The sequence below is a fragment of the Pectobacterium peruviense genome (genome assembly GCF_002847345.1).
Classification (GTDB): Bacteria; Pseudomonadota; Gammaproteobacteria; order Enterobacterales; family Enterobacteriaceae; genus Pectobacterium; species Pectobacterium peruviense.
The window spans coordinates 103,098-120,813 of sequence record NZ_LXFV01000002.1; the positions used below are offsets into that span (position 1 = coordinate 103,098).

Genomic DNA, 17,716 nt, shown 5'->3' on the forward strand with positions numbered 1-17,716 from the left:
CAACCTGCTGCTGGGTCGCCTGTAGCAGGATTACTTTATATAAGTAGAGAAGAAAATGATTACTATCAAAGCAGAAGCACGTCAAGATCAGGGTAAGGGTGCGAGCCGCCGCCTGCGTTCCGCTGGTAAATTCCCAGCCATCGTTTACGGTGGTTCAGAAGCACCAGTATCTATCGAACTGGAACACGATTCAGTAAAAAACCAAGAAGTGAAAGAAGGCTTCTACGGTGAAACACTGATCCTGTCTATCGATGGCAAAGAAGTTCAAGTTAAAGTTCAGGCTGTACAACGTCACGTTTACAAGCCTAAACTGACTCATATCGACTTCGTTCGCGTTTAGTTTGCGCTGAAGTCGTTTTCCGGGACGCCGGGAAAGAAGAACGCCGCTTATGCGGCGTTTTTTTTATAAAAATTTATTCATTCACAAAGGAATGTGAACATGTCTCGAGATATCTCTCAGCGACTTCTCGCTATCGATGCTCTACGCGGTCTGGTGATGGTACTTATGCTACTAGATCATGTGCGAGAAACCTTTTATTTGCACCTGCAACTCGCCGATCCCATTGATGTCACCAGCACCGATCCTATGCTATTCATCAACCGCACGCTGGCGCACCTGTGTGCTCCCGTGTTTGTCTTTTTAACCGGGCTCTCTGCGGCACTTTATCATCGGAAAGTACAAGATCGTCGGCAAACTACCCTCTTCCTGTTCCAACGCGGCTTAATTCTCATTCTTCTTGAAGTCACGTTGATCAACTTTGCGTGGACGTTCCAATTCCCACCGCAGGTCATCTATTTGCAGGTGATTTGGGCAATTGGCATGAGTATGCTCGCTCTCAGCGCGCTGATCTGGCTACCTGCCAGTCTGGTTTTCCTATTGGGAATTGTTATCGTGGGTGGACATAATCTGCTGGACCCTCTGCATGCTTCAGCAGGTTCCATTTGGTCCATTCCCTGGGCAGTTCTGCACGATCGCGGTTGGATAGCAATCAGCGAAACGTTCCGTATGCGTACTTCATATCCGGTACTTCCCTGGATTGGTGTCATTTCACTTGGCTACGCGGCAGGAGCACTATACCGAAAAGACATCTTTCCACTTCAGCGCCAGAAAGTCTTGCTCGTGCTCGCCGGAATCACATTAACGCTGTTTTTCATACTACGTAGCATCAATCTGTATGGCGATAAACCCTGGCAGCAGAGTGAAACCATCACACAGACACTCATGAGCTATTTCAACATCACGAAATACCCGCCGTCGCTGCTGTTCCTCTGCCTGACGCTTGGCATCGGGTTTGGCCTGCTCGCCCTATTTGAGCGTCAGCAACAAAAGCGCTGGCTTGTTATATTGGCGAGTTTCGGTGCCGCACCGATGTTTTTCTACCTATTGCATCTTTATGTTTTAAAAGGCATGTATTTAACCGCTGTTGCGATCTGGGGGAAAAATCAAGGTGAATGGTTCGGCTTTTCCGCCGTTTGGCAATTGTGGGCTTGTACCTTGGTCCTGATGGTCGTGTTATTTTCGCCTGTTCGTGCGTTTGCCCGTTTAAAGGCTCGCCGCAGAGACATCCGCTGGCTCAAATACTTCTAATTATTCTCATTTCCAAGCGAGATCAATTGCAGCCCTTTTCCTGACGATAAGAAAAAGGGCTACATCGACTTTTGACGCAATTGCTACTGCTTACCGCTACTCGTCCGACGCTGTAGCTGATCGCGCAAATTCGGCGGTGTGCCTTTAATCGTCAACGTGTCTGTCGCCGGATCCCAAAAAATCCGCTCGCCAAGTAATAACGCATCAAAGTTCAGGCTAATGCCGCCACCGCTGCCCGCAAATTTGGTCAACTGACGCAGCGTCCCGCGATCGGCGGGGAAGCTCTCTTCCAGCTCATAGCCCTGATCGGCTGAAAACTGCTGAAAGGTTTTCTCTCCCAGTGGTGGCAATTCCTGCGACAGCGATGCCAGCTCGATTTCCTCACCGGACTGTAACTGCTCAGTGCAGTAGCTATGCACCTGCTGGCGATAATTCTGGCGCTCGTTTTTATCCAACTGAGCCTCATCACAATACTCATCAACCGCTTTCAGCAGGCCACGGTTTTGTGCTTTGGTATCCAGCCCTTCTGACGCGGCCAGAAAATCCATGAAAAAGTCAGACACTTTACGCCCCACGCGTCCTTTCAGGAACGTCAGATAGCGTGTAGATTCAGGGTTAGTTTCCCATTCAGTCAGATCGATACGAGCAATGATATCCGCGTGATTGATATCCAGATAGTGTGTGGTGCTGATATCCAACTGCTCATTAACCCGCATGCTGTTGCAGCTATTAAGCACCGATATCAGCAAATATTCGACGGCAAGATAGCGGTACTGGCAGAACAACACGATGCCACCTTCGGCAAAAGGGTACTTAGCCAGTTCGTCACGCAGACGCCCAGTCGCGGCGCGTGAGAAACTCAGAAAGTCCTCATCCCCTTTGCGACAAGCCCGCAGCGCATCCGCCAACTCGCTTTGCTCATTAAACAGCCCGTAAGCCTTACTCTTGGCGCTGTAAACGCGATGCAGTTCAGCCATCATATCTTCTACTGCCGCATTGGTCGGCAATAGGGAATCACGCAACACCATTTCCAGCGTTTGTTCGTCACATTTAATTAGCTGATGCAGGGTAATCTGGGCAATATCCAGACTCATGATAAACTCTCCTTTTGGCAAGGCGCGTATTCAAACACTGATACGGACCACTCGCAATACATAAAGCCGCCCCTTCGCACCAGTACGCGCTGAGCGTCTACACTAGTTATTGATGAAAACACATCAGAGATAAAAGTACGTTAATGATAAAAGTGCGGAAAAGCATAAGCCTATACGGTAAGATAAGCGACTTTATCAGCTTGAGATACGCCATTTTATGCCACAATCATCCCGTTATAGTGACGAACACGTTGAACAACTGCTTTCTGAGATGGTCAACGTGCTGGAAAAGCACCACGCTCCGACCGATCTTGCTTTGATGGTGCTCGGTAATATGGTGACGAACTTGATTAACACCAGCGTCGCACCGACTCAACGTCAGATTCTGGCGCGTTCTTTCGCTGAAGCCCTACAGGCTTCGATTAAAAAAGCCGATAAAGCTCACTAAGTTTTGACCAACGTATGGTAACCAACCGTCAGCGCTACCGCGAAAAAGTCTCCCAGATGATCAGTTGGGGACACTGGTTCGCCTTATTCAACATTTTGCTCACTCTGGGGCTGGGTAGCCGCTATCTGTTTGTTGCCGATTGGCCAACCTCCCTGTTCGGTCGAATTTACGCGCTGGTTAGCTGGCTCGGCCATTTCAGTTTTATCGTTTTCGCGGCCTATCTGCTCGTCATCTTCCCGCTAACATTCATCGTGATGTCGCAACGCCTGCTGCGGTTCCTGTCTGCGGCGCTGGCTACAGCTGGGCTGACGATACTGTTAGTCGATGTGGAAGTCTTTACGCGTTTTCACTTGCACCTCAACAGCACCGTTTGGGAGCTCGTCGTCAACCCAGGACAAGGGGAGATTGCCCGCGACTGGCAGTGGATGTTTATCGGTATTCCGTTGATTTTCATGGCGGAGATGCTGTTCGGCACGTGGTGCTGGCAAAAATTACGCAGCCTGAATCGCCGCAACTTTGGTAAACCACTGGCGAGCGTTTTCATTTCAGCGTTCTTTGCCTCACACCTGATGTACATCTGGGCCGATGCGAACTTCTATCGCCCGATTACCATGCAGCGCGCCAATCTACCGCTATCTTATCCAATGACAGCACGTCGGTTTTTGGAAAAACATGGCCTGCTGGATGCACAAGAATATCAGCGCCGGTTGACGCAACAGGGTAATCCTGAGGCGATGACGGTAGAGTATCCGCTCAATAACCTCACCTTCCGCGATAGCGGCAGCGGCTATAACCTGCTGATGGTGATGATCGACGATACGCAGCCTGATGCCATACAAAACCGTATGCCAAACCTGTCGCGTTTCGCCTCAGAAAACGTGCGCTTCAGCGATCACTACGATTCGGGTTCTCAACCAGATGCCGCCTTGTTTAATCTGTTTTACGGCCTCTCGACAACCTATATGGACGGCATCCTGAGTGCACGTAAACCCTCAACGTTGATTGCCGCATTAAGCCAGCAGGGTTATCAGTTCGGATTATTTTCAGCGAACGGCTTCGACAGTCCGCTCTATCGTCAGGCACTGCTTTCTGATTTCTCCTTACCCGCACCACAACAGCAAAGCGGTGATGCCATCATCGCGCAGTGGCAAGAGTGGCTCAATCGCGATAATAATCCCGCGCCTTGGTTCTCTTACGTTGAGTTGAGCAGTGCGCCGAAAAATGCCTCCAGCAAAGATGCAGAGCCAAGTAGCCGAATGAATATTCAGGACGTTGACCGCCAGATTGGCCAAATCATTCGTACGTTGCAGGAAAAGAACATTCTGGATAACACGGTCATCATCGTGACAACCGCACAAAACCAGAATGCCAATACCAGCAACGCGGCACGTTTCACTCGCACGCAGTGGCAAACACCGCTTATCGTTCACTGGCCGAATACGCCGGCACAGACCATTACGAAAATGACGGACAATAAAGACGTCATGACCACGCTGATGCAGCGCCTGCTTCATGTTAAAAATGGTACGGATGATTATTCACAAGGTGAAGATCTGTTCTCTGCCCAACGACGCTATCCGTGGTTGATTAACGGTAATGGCGGCACATTGCTAATCACAACGCCGGAACAAATCATCGTATTGGAAAGCAACGGCAACTACCGGGCTTACGATATGGCGGGAAATCGGCTGAATGATGAAAAACCGCAGCTTGCCCTGCTCTTGCAGGTACTAACAAACGAAAGGCGCTTTATTGCTAACTAACTGACTAAATCTAAAGCAGTCGTTCTAGCTGGCTATTGCAATAAGGTCAGGAAAATGTAGTATAAATGCTTATAGTATCGGCACGTAGCGCAGCCTGGTAGCGCACCGTCATGGGGTGTCGGGGGTCGGAGGTTCAAATCCTCTCGTGCCGACCAAATACCTATTCGGTAAGTATCGTTTACTACCGGAAATCCCACATAAACCCGCATTCTCACTGAGTCTGCGGGTTTTTTGTTGCCTGTTATCTATCGGGATACCCCGTTTACAGCCGGAAATTTTGGGACTACATTTGGGACTATATTAGCGTAGTCCCATAAAACCGTAGTCCCAAAGGTAACGATCATGGCAATTCAGACAAAGCGCCTCACAAACACGGAAGTCAAAGCCGCTAAAGCAATAGACAAAGAATTGTCACTGCATGATGGAGGCGGGCTGCTATTGTTCGTCAAACCTTCCGGCACAAAGACATGGCGTTTTCGCTATTACCAGCCACAAACTAAAAAACGCACTACGTTGACGTTTGGTAGCTATCCGGCAATTTCTTTGGCTGATGCCAGGCAAATGCGGGAAGCAGCCAAAGCACTCTTAGAAAAAAGTATCGACCCACAATTCCACCAGCAACAGCAGCGCGAAAAAGAACAAGCCATCAACCTAAACACATTCGCTAAAGTCTCCGCTGATTGGTACGAATTAAAAAAGTCTCAACCGCTAGCCGAGAACACCATTAAAGATATCTGGCGTTCGCTGGAAAAATACGTGTTCCCGTTCATCGGAACCCTACCGATCACCCAGCTTACCGCTCGTCACTTCATCACCGCATTAGAACCGATACAGGCCAGCGGAAAACTGGAAACCGTCAAACGGGTAAGCCAGCGAATCAACGAGGTAATGGATTATTCAGTTAACTCCGGCCTGATTCCCGCTAACCCTGCCGCCAAGATCCGCAAAGCCTTTCAGACGCCGGTGAAAACCCATATGCCGACCATTCGGCCAGAGGCATTACCTGGCTTGATGAAAACGCTATCGGTCGCCAGCATCGAGCTACAGACCCGCTTATTGATTGAATGGCAGCTACTGACCGTTACCCGCCCTGCCGAAGCGGCTGAAACCCGCTGGAGCGAGATAAACCTTACAGATAACACCTGGACGATCCCCGCTGGCCGCATGAAGATGCGCCGCGATCACATTATTCCCCTGCCCCCGCAGGCATTAGCCATTCTGGACGCTATGAAGCCCATTAGCGGCCATCGAGAATACCTGTTTCCATCCAGTAAAGATCCGAAACAGCCGATGAACAGCCAAACCGCTAACGCCGCATTGCGCCGTATGGGTTACAAAGGCGTACTGGTATCCCACGGTCTACGCGCCATATTCAGTACCGCCGCCAATGAAGAAGGCTTCCCGCCAGATGTGATCGAAGCCGCCCTCGCCCACGTTGACACCAACGAAGTGCGACGGGCCTATAACCGCTCCACCTATCTGGAACAGCGCAAGGTATTGATGTGCTGGTGGGGTGAATTTGTCGAAACAGCCGCAACGGGGAAAGTGATGGCGTCGGAAGGAGCCAGAGGATTACGCATCGCCAATAGTTAATGCTGTATTTATATACAGTTATTTATTGATTCCTGTTAGTTGCCCTCCTAAAATGCACTTATCCGGTGAAAACAGGCAGAACCGAGAACCCCATACCTGAATGCTTTTCTCCGTCAACCGACACAAAATTCACTGATAGGGAGAATCATGAAGAAGCTATTTAAGCTCAAAGAGTGGTTAACATTAGAAGAAACCGCCCGCAGGTTGACCACCAGCTTTCAAGAAGAAGTATCCATTGCAGACTGTCTTCAACTTGCACTTGATGGTCACATCATCATTTCAGCGCTAATAGAAAAAAACCGCTATGGTATGTGGGCTGAAAAAAAGAGCCCTCTTAGCAAAGATCTTTTAGCTGGGTTTAACAAATTCTTATTAGAGAAAGGAATGCTTAAAGAAAATCCTCACGTGCTGGATGATGCAGTTGAGGCAATATCAAATAGGCTGCCTATACGCATGTCTCGATATGGGGAAGTGTTTCGCCTTGAAACAGGCATCTATGATCTACCGATGATAGGGGCTGAAGTATTAGATGTTTTGCACCTTTGTTCTATTCACCAAGGAAGAGAGCCAGCAACCTTTATTAATCTGGATGGACCGTTTTTAATTGATGACGAACGATATATCAGCATAGTCGAACCTTTCATTGAGAAAGCTGTTGGATACAAAATGGATGACGCAGGAAAGCTAAGATTATTTGATGAAAAAAGAAAAGAATTCGTAACACCAGATAATTATCACTCATCGTTTTATCCCGCAGATGGATTACATGATGTCGAATTTGTATTTCGGCGCGTAAATATTGAGCAGTTTGAAAAGCAGCAGTTGGATGAATATACCGATCTCAATCTGAATGAAAGCCTTTTCGTCATTGGCGCGATTATTGATGCACTAAAAAATACATCGACCAAATCAAAAAGATGGACACAAGATAGCCTGAAGCTGGAAATAGTCGAGAATACGGAGAACATCAAAAACCGCACTCTGGACAACTACTTTTCAGAAGCGAATAAGTTCTATAAATCAAACTGTTAAGTTTGCAGCGAAAATCAATTTTTCGTTGCGATGCCAATTCCCTCACTCTGTTATTGAATAGCCTCATCGACCGGATACGACCGGTCATTGATGAGGTATATCGCTATGAACCTGTTAGACAGAAAAATCCTATTAAAGAAAGAAGTGAAAGCCATTCTGCGCGTTAGCTCGGACAGCAGCTTTCAGGAAATGATCAATGCCGGAGAATTTCCCAAAGGGTTTCGGGTTGGCTTACGGCGCGTAGGCTGGTTCGAGGATGAAGTTAGCGACTGGTTAAGGCAACGTATTGCCGAACGTGACCAGCAAACCGAAACCGCATAAGCCGACACATCCATTTTTATTGCCGCGATAGCGGCATATCGGAATCAAAAAATATGATGTTCCAAAAATCTGGCACTGGCTGGAACGGGAATTATTACGCCCAAAATCAGGTAACAGCCCTATTCATGCACAATAGAAAGTCTATTTTTATTACTCATAAAAATGCGCAACGCTTGGCAAAACCAATACAAAACGTATTGACGCTGGCGGGGCATCTGGCTTATCGTTTCGCCGTTGCCGCAAAATCGGCGACCAGGTTTGACAGCCTGAATGTACAAGCGGACGACCGCTTTAGTTTCATGCGGTTTTTTTACGTCCGTAAACCATGTTATGCCCAAATTATGGTGGGGCGTAATGGGGGAGCCTTCGGGCTCGCCGGTTTCTTGTACGCCGGTCTGTCAACCCTGTTACGTCTCACCACCCCGATTGACAGCGGTGTGGTGAGGTTTTCAAACCCGTACAAGAGGCCACCGCTATGGTTGCTACCCCTACCCCGTCTCACCCTCATTTCACCTTTCTCTTTCTGGCGGTCTACCGCACAACGCCGCACGAAAAACCGCACCGTAAAGCCATTGTTGCCCCAAATGAGCGATCCGCTCGTCAGTATTTTGAGCCTGATTTTATTCTGTTCTTTGCTGGTCGCCTTCCCGTGCAGGAGGTGCGCCATGTTTGATAACACACCGCTGGAACAGGAAGAACTGATCGATCAGTGTCGTGCGCTGGCTTATGCCATCGTGGAGTTAAGGGAGCCACAGGCAAAAGAGATCCTGATGTTCATTCTTGCCGAACGGCTTGATACGCTGCATCGTACGCAGGAGGACGAAGCCGCATGAGCAACACGTTTATTCAAGACGTGCGGGCAAAAGCCAACGGCCATTGGGAGGGGATTTTGCAGCGATTAGGCATCCCGACCAATCGGCAGGAAAGTGAATGCCCCAACTGTGGCGGGAATACCCGCTACCGTTTTGACGATAAAGAAGGTCGTGGCACCTATTTTTGTTCTCACTGCGGCGCAGGAACCGGACTGGATCTGGTGATGAAAGTGAATAAGTGTGATGCGTGGCAAGCAGCGGAACAGGTCGCCGAGGTGCTGGCGCTTCCGTTGCCCGTCATTACCCCTGCCAGTGAAAAGCCTGATCATCGTCTAATCACCGAACGAGTAAATTCGCTGGTGGCAAAAGCGGTATCCGGCCAATCTGACTATCTACTGAATAAGGGGGTGCAACGCCCCTCACTACTCTTAGATGATGGTTCCCTGTTGCTAGTGCTGCAAAACATGGACAGCACTCCCACCGGCGCACAGCTTATCAAACCTAATGGTGAGAAAAAGCTGATTGCCGGTAGCCGCAAGAAAGGCGCATTCATTCCCGTTAGTACCCTACCTGAACACACGGATACAGTGATCATTGCCGAAGGTTACGCCACGGCAGTTACGGCATCGTTACTGATGCAAGGTGTCGCTATCAGCGCGTTAGACAGCGGGAATCTGATTCACGTTGCGCGGTCTTGCCGTGCTGTCTGGCCGGACGCAAAAATCATCCTTGCTGCGGACAATGACCGTAAACCCGACGGTAACAACACGGGAAAAATCGCGGCTGAAAAAGCGGCACTGGCGGTAAATGGTTGGGTGACACTCCCGCCGACAACTGAAAAAGCCGACTGGAATGATTACTACCAGCAGCATGGCGCGGCGGTATCCATATCGGCCTTTGCTGCCTCACGTTATCAACCTGGACAAAAACAGCAGCCATCTTCCGCTTCCCCCTTAAAACCTTACGCAGATATTCGTCATGGTGGGCTGTATTGGGTAGAGCCGAAGACTGACCATGACAGCGGCGACATTATCGAGCGTGAAAGCTGGCTGTCTGATCCTATTACGGTAGCGGGTATCGGATCGGATGAGTCAGAGCGTTATCTGGTTTTAAGCTGGACGCCAAGTGGTGAGAGCCAATCCCGTACCGAAGCCATTCCAATGCGAGATATTGGCGAACGTGAAGGCTGGGCGCGATTACGTGCGGGTGGGCTGGCAGTCACGGCCAAAGGCGGATTACGGGCAATACTGGCCGATCACTTGTGTCGCAGTCATGCGGGTTGTCGCTGGGCAATCGCCAGCGCCACCGGCTGGCAGTATGGCGCTTACCTGATGCCGGACGGTTCTGTTATCGGTACACCTAGCATTCCCGTCTTGTTCAACGGTAAATCGGGCGCGGCCAAAGGTTATGCCACCAGCGGAACAGCGCAAAGCTGGTGCGAAAACGTCGCAGCATTGGCACAGGGTAATTCCTCCATGATGCTGGGGATCGCCTGCGCCTTTGCCGCACCACTTATCGGGCTGGTAAACGCGGACGGGTTCGGCGTCCACCTGTTTGGCGGTTCGTCTGCGGGCAAAACCACCACCGGCAATATCGCCTCTTCCGTTTACGGCGATCCTAACGCGCTTAAACTAACGTGGTATTCCACCGCGCTAGGGCTGGTAAACGAAGCCGCCGCCCACAATGACGGCTTTATGCCGTTGGATGAAATCGGGCAAGGCAGCAATCGTAAAGCCGTGGCCGATGCCGCCTATGCTCTGTTTAACGGCGTGGGTAAGATTCAGGGAGCCAGAGAAGGCGGCAACCGAGAGCTAAAACGCTGGCGGGCAATGGCGTTCAGTACCGGCGAGATCGACCTGGAAAGCTATATTCGCGCTGATGGCGGGCGAGTGAATGCCGGTCAGTTGGTGCGCTTGCTCAACGTCCCGATCACCAAAGCGACGGTATTTCATGGCTATCAAGACGGCAAAGCCCATGCCGACGCGATCCGTGATGCCAGCAACGCCCATTATGGCGCGGTCGGTCGAGCGTGGATCGCCTACCTTGCCAGCCAGAAAGAAAACGCACTGGCAACCTACCGCGAAACAGAGCGACGCTGGTTGTCACTCTTACCCGATGATGCCAGCGAACAAGTGCGGCGGGTGGCATCACGTTTTGCCGTACTGGAAGCCGCTTTATTACTTTCTGCTTCTTTTACCGGCTGGACGGCGCAAGAATGCCACGATGCGCTACAACACAGCTTCTATGCCTGGGTAAATGAATTTGGCATGGGCAACCGTGAAGCCAAAGCCTGGGTAGAACAGGCCGACGCCTTTTTGCACCAGTTTGGCTACAGCCGCTATTTACCCCATCCCAATCCAGATCCACGCGATTTACCTATCAAGGATCTGGCAGGATATAGGGTGAAAAAGCCGGGAGCCGATACGCTGATGTTTCACACCTTCCCCGCCGTGTTCAATAACGAGATTGCCACTGGTGCGAATGCCGCAGCATTTGCGCAGGTGCTGGCCGATGCCGGAATGCTGGATAAACCAGCCAAAGGCATTACACGTAAATCACTGCGCATTGACGGCAAGCAGCCGCGCTTTGTGGTGCTCATGACGCTCGACGACGAGGAAGAGTAAATCACGCGTAAGGTAAAATAAGGTCGGTTCGGTAGGTTCAGTCGGTTCATTATTTTAATACATTGATTTATGGTTGTTTTTATTTGAATAGTGAACCGACCCTGAGCCGACTTTAGCCATTTTGAACCGACCTAACCAAACGCCCCTTTTCTGGCTGGCTTGGTGAACCGACTTACATACCTCCTGAACCTACCCATAGGTCGGTTCAATTCTGAAAATAATTACCCTATCTATCAATCAGTTGATTACGTGAACCGACTGAACCTACCGAACCTACCCACTTTTGCTTATCTATAAGAATTTGCACACACAAAAATCATGATGGGTTAAACCATTACCAGCAAGTAAGTGCGCAAAACGACACTGAACAGGTACGGAAAAATGCGCAATATGGTACGCAGTTGTGCGCATTACTGTGCGAACTTTGTACCTCGCTGAAACCCGTACCACACCTCATTTTATTCAATTTGAAATCAAATTTTTGGTCGGTACGCATGTATAGAAATGCTAAGGTTTTTTGCGCAGTCGGCGCGGCGGGGAGTGGTATGGGGAATTTGCTTGAAATGGTAAGTTGGGGATGTGATTTCTATCTATGAACGATTATCAGAGTTTGCTGGAGTTTCTTTAAATATACTGACCACAACCAGCTATGACACTCAGTTATGTACCAGAAGGGAACATTGCTCACCTCACATTAATCAATAGGAAGCAGGTCAAAGTGAATGAGAGTCGTAATAGATATTATCGCATCTGTCGGTTCTTATTCAGGAGCCTTTATCGACAAGGCTCCTGAAAATAATTTTATATAGATTTATGAGTATTTAGTATAAATTCATTATATTTTCTAGGAAGAACGGCAACCTCCCCCCAGCATAAATCAGTCGGAGTCCAATAACCGGTTCCAACACTTCGGATTGTAGAGTAGAAGACAATTATTCTTCCAACTATTCGTTCTTCGGTCCACCCCCTATCTGTGGCAACTTCATTCTTAACCTTTACTCGGAAATCTTGTAGGTTGTTTCTATTATTTATGCGAAGCCAAATAGTATTATGACTTGCCCAAACATCTACCTTAGTAATCACGCCAAAATAGAATAATGGTGAGTTTACTTCATCGTTTATAAAGTTGACATCTTTTAGAGCATCGCAAAAAATAAACCTTGAAACTGTATTATCGTCTTTTACTAAAATTATTTCTCTGTAATAATTTTTCAGGAAATTAACCACTAGCGCTTGAACACTAGAAATTTTACTTGGCAGTCTAAACTCCTGACCATTGTGCCTCGCTACCGGCAAATTCACTGGCCTTCCGTTAGCATCTTCAAAGTGAGTTTCTGCCGGATCTTCTTCACCATCCCAATCTGCCCTAGGATTGTTTTCTGGCCTTTCCTGCATAAATCCCGTTAATACTATAAACTCTTCATCCTCGACCGCTCTTGTAGCCTCCTCTTCAGTGGCATAAGCTCTTCCAACAACTGGCCCACTACGTAAATTACAAGGAGGATGATTGTCATTTAAAACGTGACGAAAATAAGCTTCTGATCCATTACTGAGATTGGATTTACTTTCATCACACGGGACTCTTATTATACTTTCATAGCATTGAGGACAGTATAATTTGCTCTGCATAATATCTTCATACTCCAATGCAGTAACAGGAGTTTGCGCTAGTAAAGGTATAGAATCTCTTTCTCTAATCCAATGAGGATCGTAAAATGCGAAAACAAGCCTTCTTGAAGACATAGAAATCCTGCCTATATTTTCGAGTAGTTAAGAATAATTTGATTTAAACTCCTAAATAGCTACGCAGAATGTACCCCACCTTTTAACTAAACCTTTAGGGACAGGGCGCTGAGAATGCTTTCTCTACCTGACCGCGTTACATCGAGCTTACGATGTGTTGCCTTTACGCAACTACTATATGTCAATAAATGGCAAGTGTAGCGATATTAGGTACAGCTATTTAGTCCATGATATTCTGAGCGTGCGACTATCTAGGATGGCTACATACTCAGCAGGAAAATGAGATATAAGCCATGTGGCTGCTTGACCTCTGGTGGCAATATCTTCAGTAATAACCCTACACTAAACTCAACAAACTTCAAGATGCAGGGTGGAAACGTTCAAACAAATTACCGTTCTGTGGTCTTAGATTTGTCCCAATTAAATATCTAACTCTACTATTTTTCATGCCTGCTCATAGCTCTTAACAAATGCCAGCGGCTAATCCATACCTGCATAGAGAACAACATTCCAGCTACCATTGAGTAGCCGCTTGCCTCTCTCTTCTCACTTCACTACAATGTATACAAAACATACAATATAGTGAGGTAGCTGTATGGGTGTCATGTCCGTTCGATTGAATGATGAAACAACCGCGCAACTTGATGCGCTGGCTAAGGCCACGGGACGTACACGCTCTTTTCTGGCTGGACAAGCTATTGAAGACTACCTTGCGCGGGAAGCCTGGCAGATAGCAGAGATCGAGCAAGCTATAAAAGAGGCGGATGCGGGTGATTTTGTCTCATCCGATGACATGAATAACCTGTTTAGAAAATTAGGTACGGCAAGACATGGAAATTAAATGGCTGCGTAAAGCCGCGGCCAATTTGGAAGCCGAATACCTCTATATCGCGCAAGACGATCCACAGGCTGCCCGCCAGTTCGTAGATGAAGTCCAAAGATTAACGGAATTACTACCGCAACAGCCAGCAATGGGAAGGCCAGGCCGTGTGCCAGGAACGCGTGAGCTAGTGTTAACGCACTATCCCTACATCATCCCCTACCGCGTGAAAGATAATATGATCCAGATTCTGCGCGTCTTTCATACGCACAGACGTTTACCGTCAAAATGGTGACAACCTTTAACGAACGTACATCCACCGACTAACCGCCATGCAACCATGAAAAACGACAAAAAACACACCCAACAATCAAGATCGCCCGGCTGGGGTGGGAAACGTACCGGTGCAGGCGCTCCCGTTGGTAACACTAATGCGGTGAAACATGGGGAACGCAGCCGCCAGGCATTCTTTACTTTGGCGGGTGATAATGGGCGATTCACACCGTTGCAATTGCTACGAGTAAGAAACCTACTCCTTGCCGAACGTGTCGGCGAGTTGATGCACAGATCTCTTTCTGTGGGCACAGCCGAGTGGCGTGAGTTTATGTTGCTCGATGGGATTTTATGGCAACACACCCGAAAAATGATGGTGTTGGAGCGTCGTAAAGCAAAATTAAATTTACAGCACAGATAGCGCTAAAAACCAGCGTATATAACGGGCGAGATATAGCCATTTTTAAACTGACTTTTCTCTATGGGACTACGATTGGGACTATGATGTGAAAATCAGAAACACAAATTATCTAAAAATCATAATATTGAATAAAAAATTCAACTTCTCTCGTGCCACCAAATTTCCCAGAAAAACCAACCTCTTACGGTTGGTTTTTTTCGCTTTCAATTTGCCGATGGTAAAACCACTGACGGAAGGAACCGAAAGAATGAGAGAAATCGATTATCACGGAACGACTATCGGTGTTTTAGACGACAACGGCATACTGACTGATTAACACTAGGCTTATACGCAATTATTGAAGATAGCGGGTTTTATGTTGCTGGGTCGTCAGCGGAACTGACACGCCAGCAATACGCATAGACCCAGTTCAGACGCTTAAGAATGACATCAATCGACAACAAATAGTTTAGCGCCCGTTTCGGTGTAGGAGCGATGGGCTTCAGCGTTATCCGCAACTTGATAGCTCATTCCCGGTTTGAGAACAAAAACACGACCGTCGTCTAATTCTGTATGGAGTTCTCCCTCAAGGCATAGCAGGACATGCCCCTTTGAGCACCAGTGATCGGCTAAATAACCGGGCGTGTATTCGACAATTCGGACCCGAATATTATCAAAGCGCTGGGTCCGCCAATACGCTATCCCCGACTCCCCCTTATGCTCAGTGGGTTCTATTTGCGACCAATCAGTCGTACCAAACGGAATGTTATTCATGTCCATGTTACTGCTCCTATTCTTTAACGTTGTTGGCTAACACTCCGCTTACTATCCCGGCAAATCAGCGTTTGGCACTACGGTTCCACGGCATTTTCATTAACAACCTTGCCATGCCGCAAAAACCTGTTATTCCAGCAAACAGTAACCCTGCCCCCACAAAACCAGAGAGCAAGAAGAACGTGCTGTTTACGCTGTAACCCAGTAATACACCACTCAGAATAAGTACACCAGCGGCGATTTGAACCTGCCGCATTAATTCAATTGGTTGTTTATTATTGATTTCTGTTGGGAAACCCGCCTTTTTCCAGGCAGTCATTCCACCATTAAGTAAAAAGACTGTTGCTGGAAACACGGACTGCACCAAAATCTCAGCATTCTGTTCTGAACGCATGCCAGACAAACAATGAAAAATCACAACCTTCCCTTCCCTATCTTCTTCAGGAAGGGAATATCCAGCGGAGGAATTCAGCGGGTGCAATCTCGCCTGCGCAATGTGCTCGCGGGCATACTCTTCTGGCTGGCGAATATCGATGAGTATCGCGCCTTCATCTAGCAGTTTTCGAGCCTGAACGGGCGAAATGGCAAGTGGTGTTGACATGATCGTGATCCTCTTTTGAGCCGCTGAAACCCGTCATAATATGGTCTTCAGCCGGTAAGGAAGGTGGCATCGCAGGTTGTATGCGCGCCACCACTAATTTAGATAAAACTAATTAAGTAAAATCTAAATTAAATGATGCCCACGTGCAACAACTTTCCATGCGGGAAGAGCAATCCAAGCTGGACATCAATTTGGCGGCTGATACTCTGTAAATAGGAACGCTATTTTAAAAAACAGCCATGCTGCCGAGATAGTGCAACACCGATCAGTAATGGTATGGATAAGTCACTGTATAAATAAGTATCGTACAAAAATAATGCTATTTGCGAGCCACCTTGTGGTTCTGTTTACCGTGCCGACTGGGAAACTTGAGATCTATCCAAGACCGTTTCATGAAAAAATTAAAAGATACAGACTGGTATAAAAAGCGTTATTCCAACCGCGTTCTCTTCTGGAGAGAAATTTCACCGCTAGCCTTCCCTATCTTTATTGAAGGTCTCTGCGTCGTGCTAATGGGGGTTTTCAGCACCTTCCTGGTCAGTTGGCTCGGGAAAGAGGCTATGGCAGCCGTTGGCCTGGCTGACAGCTTCAATATGGTGATTATCGCCTTCTTTACTGCGGTCGCCTTGGGGACTGCCGTTGTCGTCGCTTTCAGTCTGGGACAGCGCAATAGAAAGCAGGCACGTTCTGCCGCTCGCCAATCGATGTCATTACTCGTCCTGTCATCATTTCTGTTAGTTGCTCTGGTTGAATTCGCCGGTTCTGCAATTATCGACCTGATTGCAGGACAGGCCGATGAACAGGTTAAAGCGCTTGCTCTGACGTTTCTTCGCTGGACAGTGTGGGGATATCCTGCTGTCGCCATCGCGCTAGTCGGCTGCGGCGCGCTCCGTGGTGCGGGTAATACCAAGTTGCCTATGGTCATCAATATTGGAATGAATATTCTTAATATTGCCATCAGCAGCCTGCTGATTTACGGCGCATTTTCCTGGGATGGCCTCGGTTTTATTGGTGCGGGTATTGGTATTACCATTTCACGCTATATCGGGGCGATCCTTGTGATTCTGACGCTAATGCATGGTTTTAACGGTGCGTTGCGTATTCCCTTTAAGTCTTACTTTGCACCTTTTACTGTGTCGATTCTCTATGAAGTGCTCAGTATTGGGATTCCCGCTAGCATTGAATCCGTGATGTTTAACATCGGTAAGCTCATCACCCAGCGCTTTGTAGCAGGCATGGGAACCGAAGTGATTGCTGGCAATTTTATTGCTTTCTCCATCTCAACGCTGATTAACCTTCCTGGTAATTCGCTCGGTGCAGCTGCCACGATCATCGTTGGCACACGATTGGGGAAAGGCCAGATTATGCAATCCACTCGACAGTTGAAGCATATCTTCTGGCTGTCCAATATTGGGCTGTGTGTTCTTGCCGTACTGTCGGTTCCCAGCGCCAGTTTCTTGGCGTCGTTTTACACCAATGAGCAGGAAGTGATCGACGTAGCAAAACACCTTCTGTGGCTCAACGCACTATTTATGCCAATTTGGGCGGCATCCTGGGTGCTCCCCGCTGGGTTAAAAGGTGCGAAGGATGCCAGTTACACCATGTGGGTGGCGATGGCGGGTATGTGGGGATGCCGCGTTATCGCGGGGTACATCCTCGGTGTGATGCTCGGATTTGGCGTGATCGGCGTGTGGATGGGAATGTTCTTTGACTGGATTGTGCGCGGATTTTTCTATTACCGCCGCCTAATGAGCGGGCGCTGGTTATGGCGTTATCGCTCACCGACGGACCAATGATAGCGAGCGGAAACCCGCTCGCTTACAGCAAAAA

The 17,716-nt window shown here is 48.3% G+C and carries 18 protein-coding genes and 1 tRNA gene; 15 read left to right on the forward strand and 4 right to left on the reverse strand.

All coding sequences use genetic code 11. The annotated features are described in order from the left end of the window. Nucleotides 1–55 precede the first annotated feature (55 nt). Complete coding sequence (gene rplY / locus A0G03_RS03155; RefSeq protein WP_048260731.1) at nt 56–340, forward strand: 50S ribosomal protein L25; 285 nt, start codon at nt 56–58, stop codon at nt 338–340. Nucleotides 341–439: 99 nt separating this feature from the next. After that, nucleotides 440–1,588, forward strand: a complete 1,149-nt coding sequence (locus tag A0G03_RS03160) for an acetyltransferase domain-containing protein (protein WP_048260732.1) — start codon at nt 440–442, stop codon at nt 1,586–1,588. Between the two features lie 83 nt (nt 1,589–1,671). On the opposite strand, the gene yejK is transcribed toward A0G03_RS03160, so the two are convergent. Then, nucleotides 1,672–2,682 (reverse strand): nucleoid-associated protein YejK, encoded by a 1,011-nt coding sequence (gene yejK, locus A0G03_RS03165; protein WP_048260734.1) that lies wholly within the window; start codon nt 2,680–2,682, stop codon nt 1,672–1,674. A 217-nt stretch (nt 2,683–2,899) separates the two neighbouring features. On the opposite strand from yejK, the gene A0G03_RS03170 reads away from it, so the two are divergent. The 9 genes from A0G03_RS03170 (at nt 2,900) to A0G03_RS03205 (ending at nt 11,275) form a co-directional block, all read left to right on the forward strand. Beyond that, a complete protein-coding gene (locus A0G03_RS03170) occupies nt 2,900–3,130 on the forward strand; it encodes a YejL family protein (RefSeq protein ID WP_039300958.1) in 231 nt (76 codons plus the stop codon). Between the two features lie 14 nt (nt 3,131–3,144). After that, nucleotides 3,145–4,893: an LPS biosynthesis-modulating metalloenzyme YejM gene (yejM, locus tag A0G03_RS03175; RefSeq protein ID WP_048260736.1), complete on the forward strand. Its 1,749-nt coding sequence runs from the start codon at nt 3,145–3,147 to the stop codon at nt 4,891–4,893. A gap of 78 nt (nt 4,894–4,971) precedes the next feature. After that, nucleotides 4,972–5,048 (forward strand) — tRNA-Pro (locus tag A0G03_RS03180). Nucleotides 5,049–5,235: 187 nt separating this feature from the next. Beyond that, the gene (locus A0G03_RS03185; RefSeq protein ID WP_048260737.1) at nt 5,236–6,486 is read left to right on the forward strand and encodes an integrase domain-containing protein; all 1,251 of its coding nucleotides are present in this window, start codon (nt 5,236–5,238) and stop codon (nt 6,484–6,486) included. A 147-nt stretch (nt 6,487–6,633) separates the two neighbouring features. Then, nucleotides 6,634–7,518: a hypothetical protein gene (locus A0G03_RS03190; protein ID WP_048260739.1), complete on the forward strand. Its 885-nt coding sequence runs from the start codon at nt 6,634–6,636 to the stop codon at nt 7,516–7,518. Nucleotides 7,519–7,623: 105 nt separating this feature from the next. Further along, nucleotides 7,624–7,839 (forward strand): helix-turn-helix transcriptional regulator, encoded by a 216-nt coding sequence (locus A0G03_RS03195; RefSeq protein WP_010286533.1) that lies wholly within the window; start codon nt 7,624–7,626, stop codon nt 7,837–7,839. Between the two features lie 475 nt (nt 7,840–8,314). After that, nucleotides 8,315–8,512 carry a host cell division inhibitor Icd-like protein gene (locus A0G03_RS03200; RefSeq protein WP_072062040.1) on the forward strand — a complete coding sequence of 66 codons (198 nt, stop codon included), beginning with the start codon at nt 8,315–8,317 and terminating at the stop codon, nt 8,510–8,512. Further along, the gene (locus A0G03_RS21835; protein WP_167389291.1) at nt 8,505–8,672 is read left to right on the forward strand and encodes a hypothetical protein; all 168 of its coding nucleotides are present in this window, start codon (nt 8,505–8,507) and stop codon (nt 8,670–8,672) included. Before A0G03_RS03200 ends, A0G03_RS21835 begins: the two co-directional genes overlap by 8 nt. Beyond that, complete coding sequence (locus A0G03_RS03205) at nt 8,669–11,275, forward strand: TOPRIM and DUF927 domain-containing protein (RefSeq protein WP_048260743.1); 2,607 nt, start codon at nt 8,669–8,671, stop codon at nt 11,273–11,275. Before A0G03_RS21835 ends, A0G03_RS03205 begins: the two co-directional genes overlap by 4 nt. A gap of 801 nt (nt 11,276–12,076) precedes the next feature. Here A0G03_RS03205 and A0G03_RS03210 read toward each other — a convergent pair. Beyond that, nucleotides 12,077–13,018 carry a hypothetical protein gene (locus A0G03_RS03210; protein ID WP_048260745.1) on the reverse strand — a complete coding sequence of 314 codons (942 nt, stop codon included), beginning with the start codon at nt 13,016–13,018 and terminating at the stop codon, nt 12,077–12,079. Between the two features lie 595 nt (nt 13,019–13,613). Here A0G03_RS03210 and relB point away from each other — a divergent pair. Genes relB through A0G03_RS03225 form a run of 3 tightly spaced genes read left to right on the forward strand, consistent with a single transcriptional unit; the run spans nt 13,614 to nt 14,532 of the window. Then, entirely contained in the window at nt 13,614–13,859 is a 246-nt protein-coding gene (gene relB, locus A0G03_RS03215; RefSeq protein WP_040043099.1) for a type II toxin-antitoxin system RelB family antitoxin, read from the forward strand. After that, nucleotides 13,849–14,133, forward strand: a complete 285-nt coding sequence (locus tag A0G03_RS03220; RefSeq protein WP_048260748.1) for a type II toxin-antitoxin system RelE/ParE family toxin — start codon at nt 13,849–13,851, stop codon at nt 14,131–14,133. Before relB ends, A0G03_RS03220 begins: the two co-directional genes overlap by 11 nt. Nucleotides 14,134–14,178: 45 nt before the next feature. Then, the gene (locus A0G03_RS03225) at nt 14,179–14,532 is read left to right on the forward strand and encodes a hypothetical protein (protein WP_048260750.1); all 354 of its coding nucleotides are present in this window, start codon (nt 14,179–14,181) and stop codon (nt 14,530–14,532) included. Between the two features lie 429 nt (nt 14,533–14,961). Here the strand turns inward: A0G03_RS03225 and A0G03_RS03235 are convergent, their stop codons facing one another. Both A0G03_RS03235 and A0G03_RS03240 read right to left on the reverse strand, forming a co-directional pair. After that, a complete protein-coding gene (locus A0G03_RS03235) occupies nt 14,962–15,291 on the reverse strand; it encodes a DHCW motif cupin fold protein (protein WP_048260753.1) in 330 nt (109 codons plus the stop codon). A gap of 58 nt (nt 15,292–15,349) precedes the next feature. Continuing rightward, nucleotides 15,350–15,886 carry a rhodanese family protein gene (locus A0G03_RS03240; RefSeq protein WP_048260755.1) on the reverse strand — a complete coding sequence of 179 codons (537 nt, stop codon included), beginning with the start codon at nt 15,884–15,886 and terminating at the stop codon, nt 15,350–15,352. Nucleotides 15,887–16,278: 392 nt separating this feature from the next. On the opposite strand from A0G03_RS03240, the gene A0G03_RS03245 reads away from it, so the two are divergent. Then, nucleotides 16,279–17,682: an EmmdR/YeeO family multidrug/toxin efflux MATE transporter gene (locus A0G03_RS03245; RefSeq protein WP_048260757.1), complete on the forward strand. Its 1,404-nt coding sequence runs from the start codon at nt 16,279–16,281 to the stop codon at nt 17,680–17,682. Nucleotides 17,683–17,716: the final 34 nt, after the last annotated feature.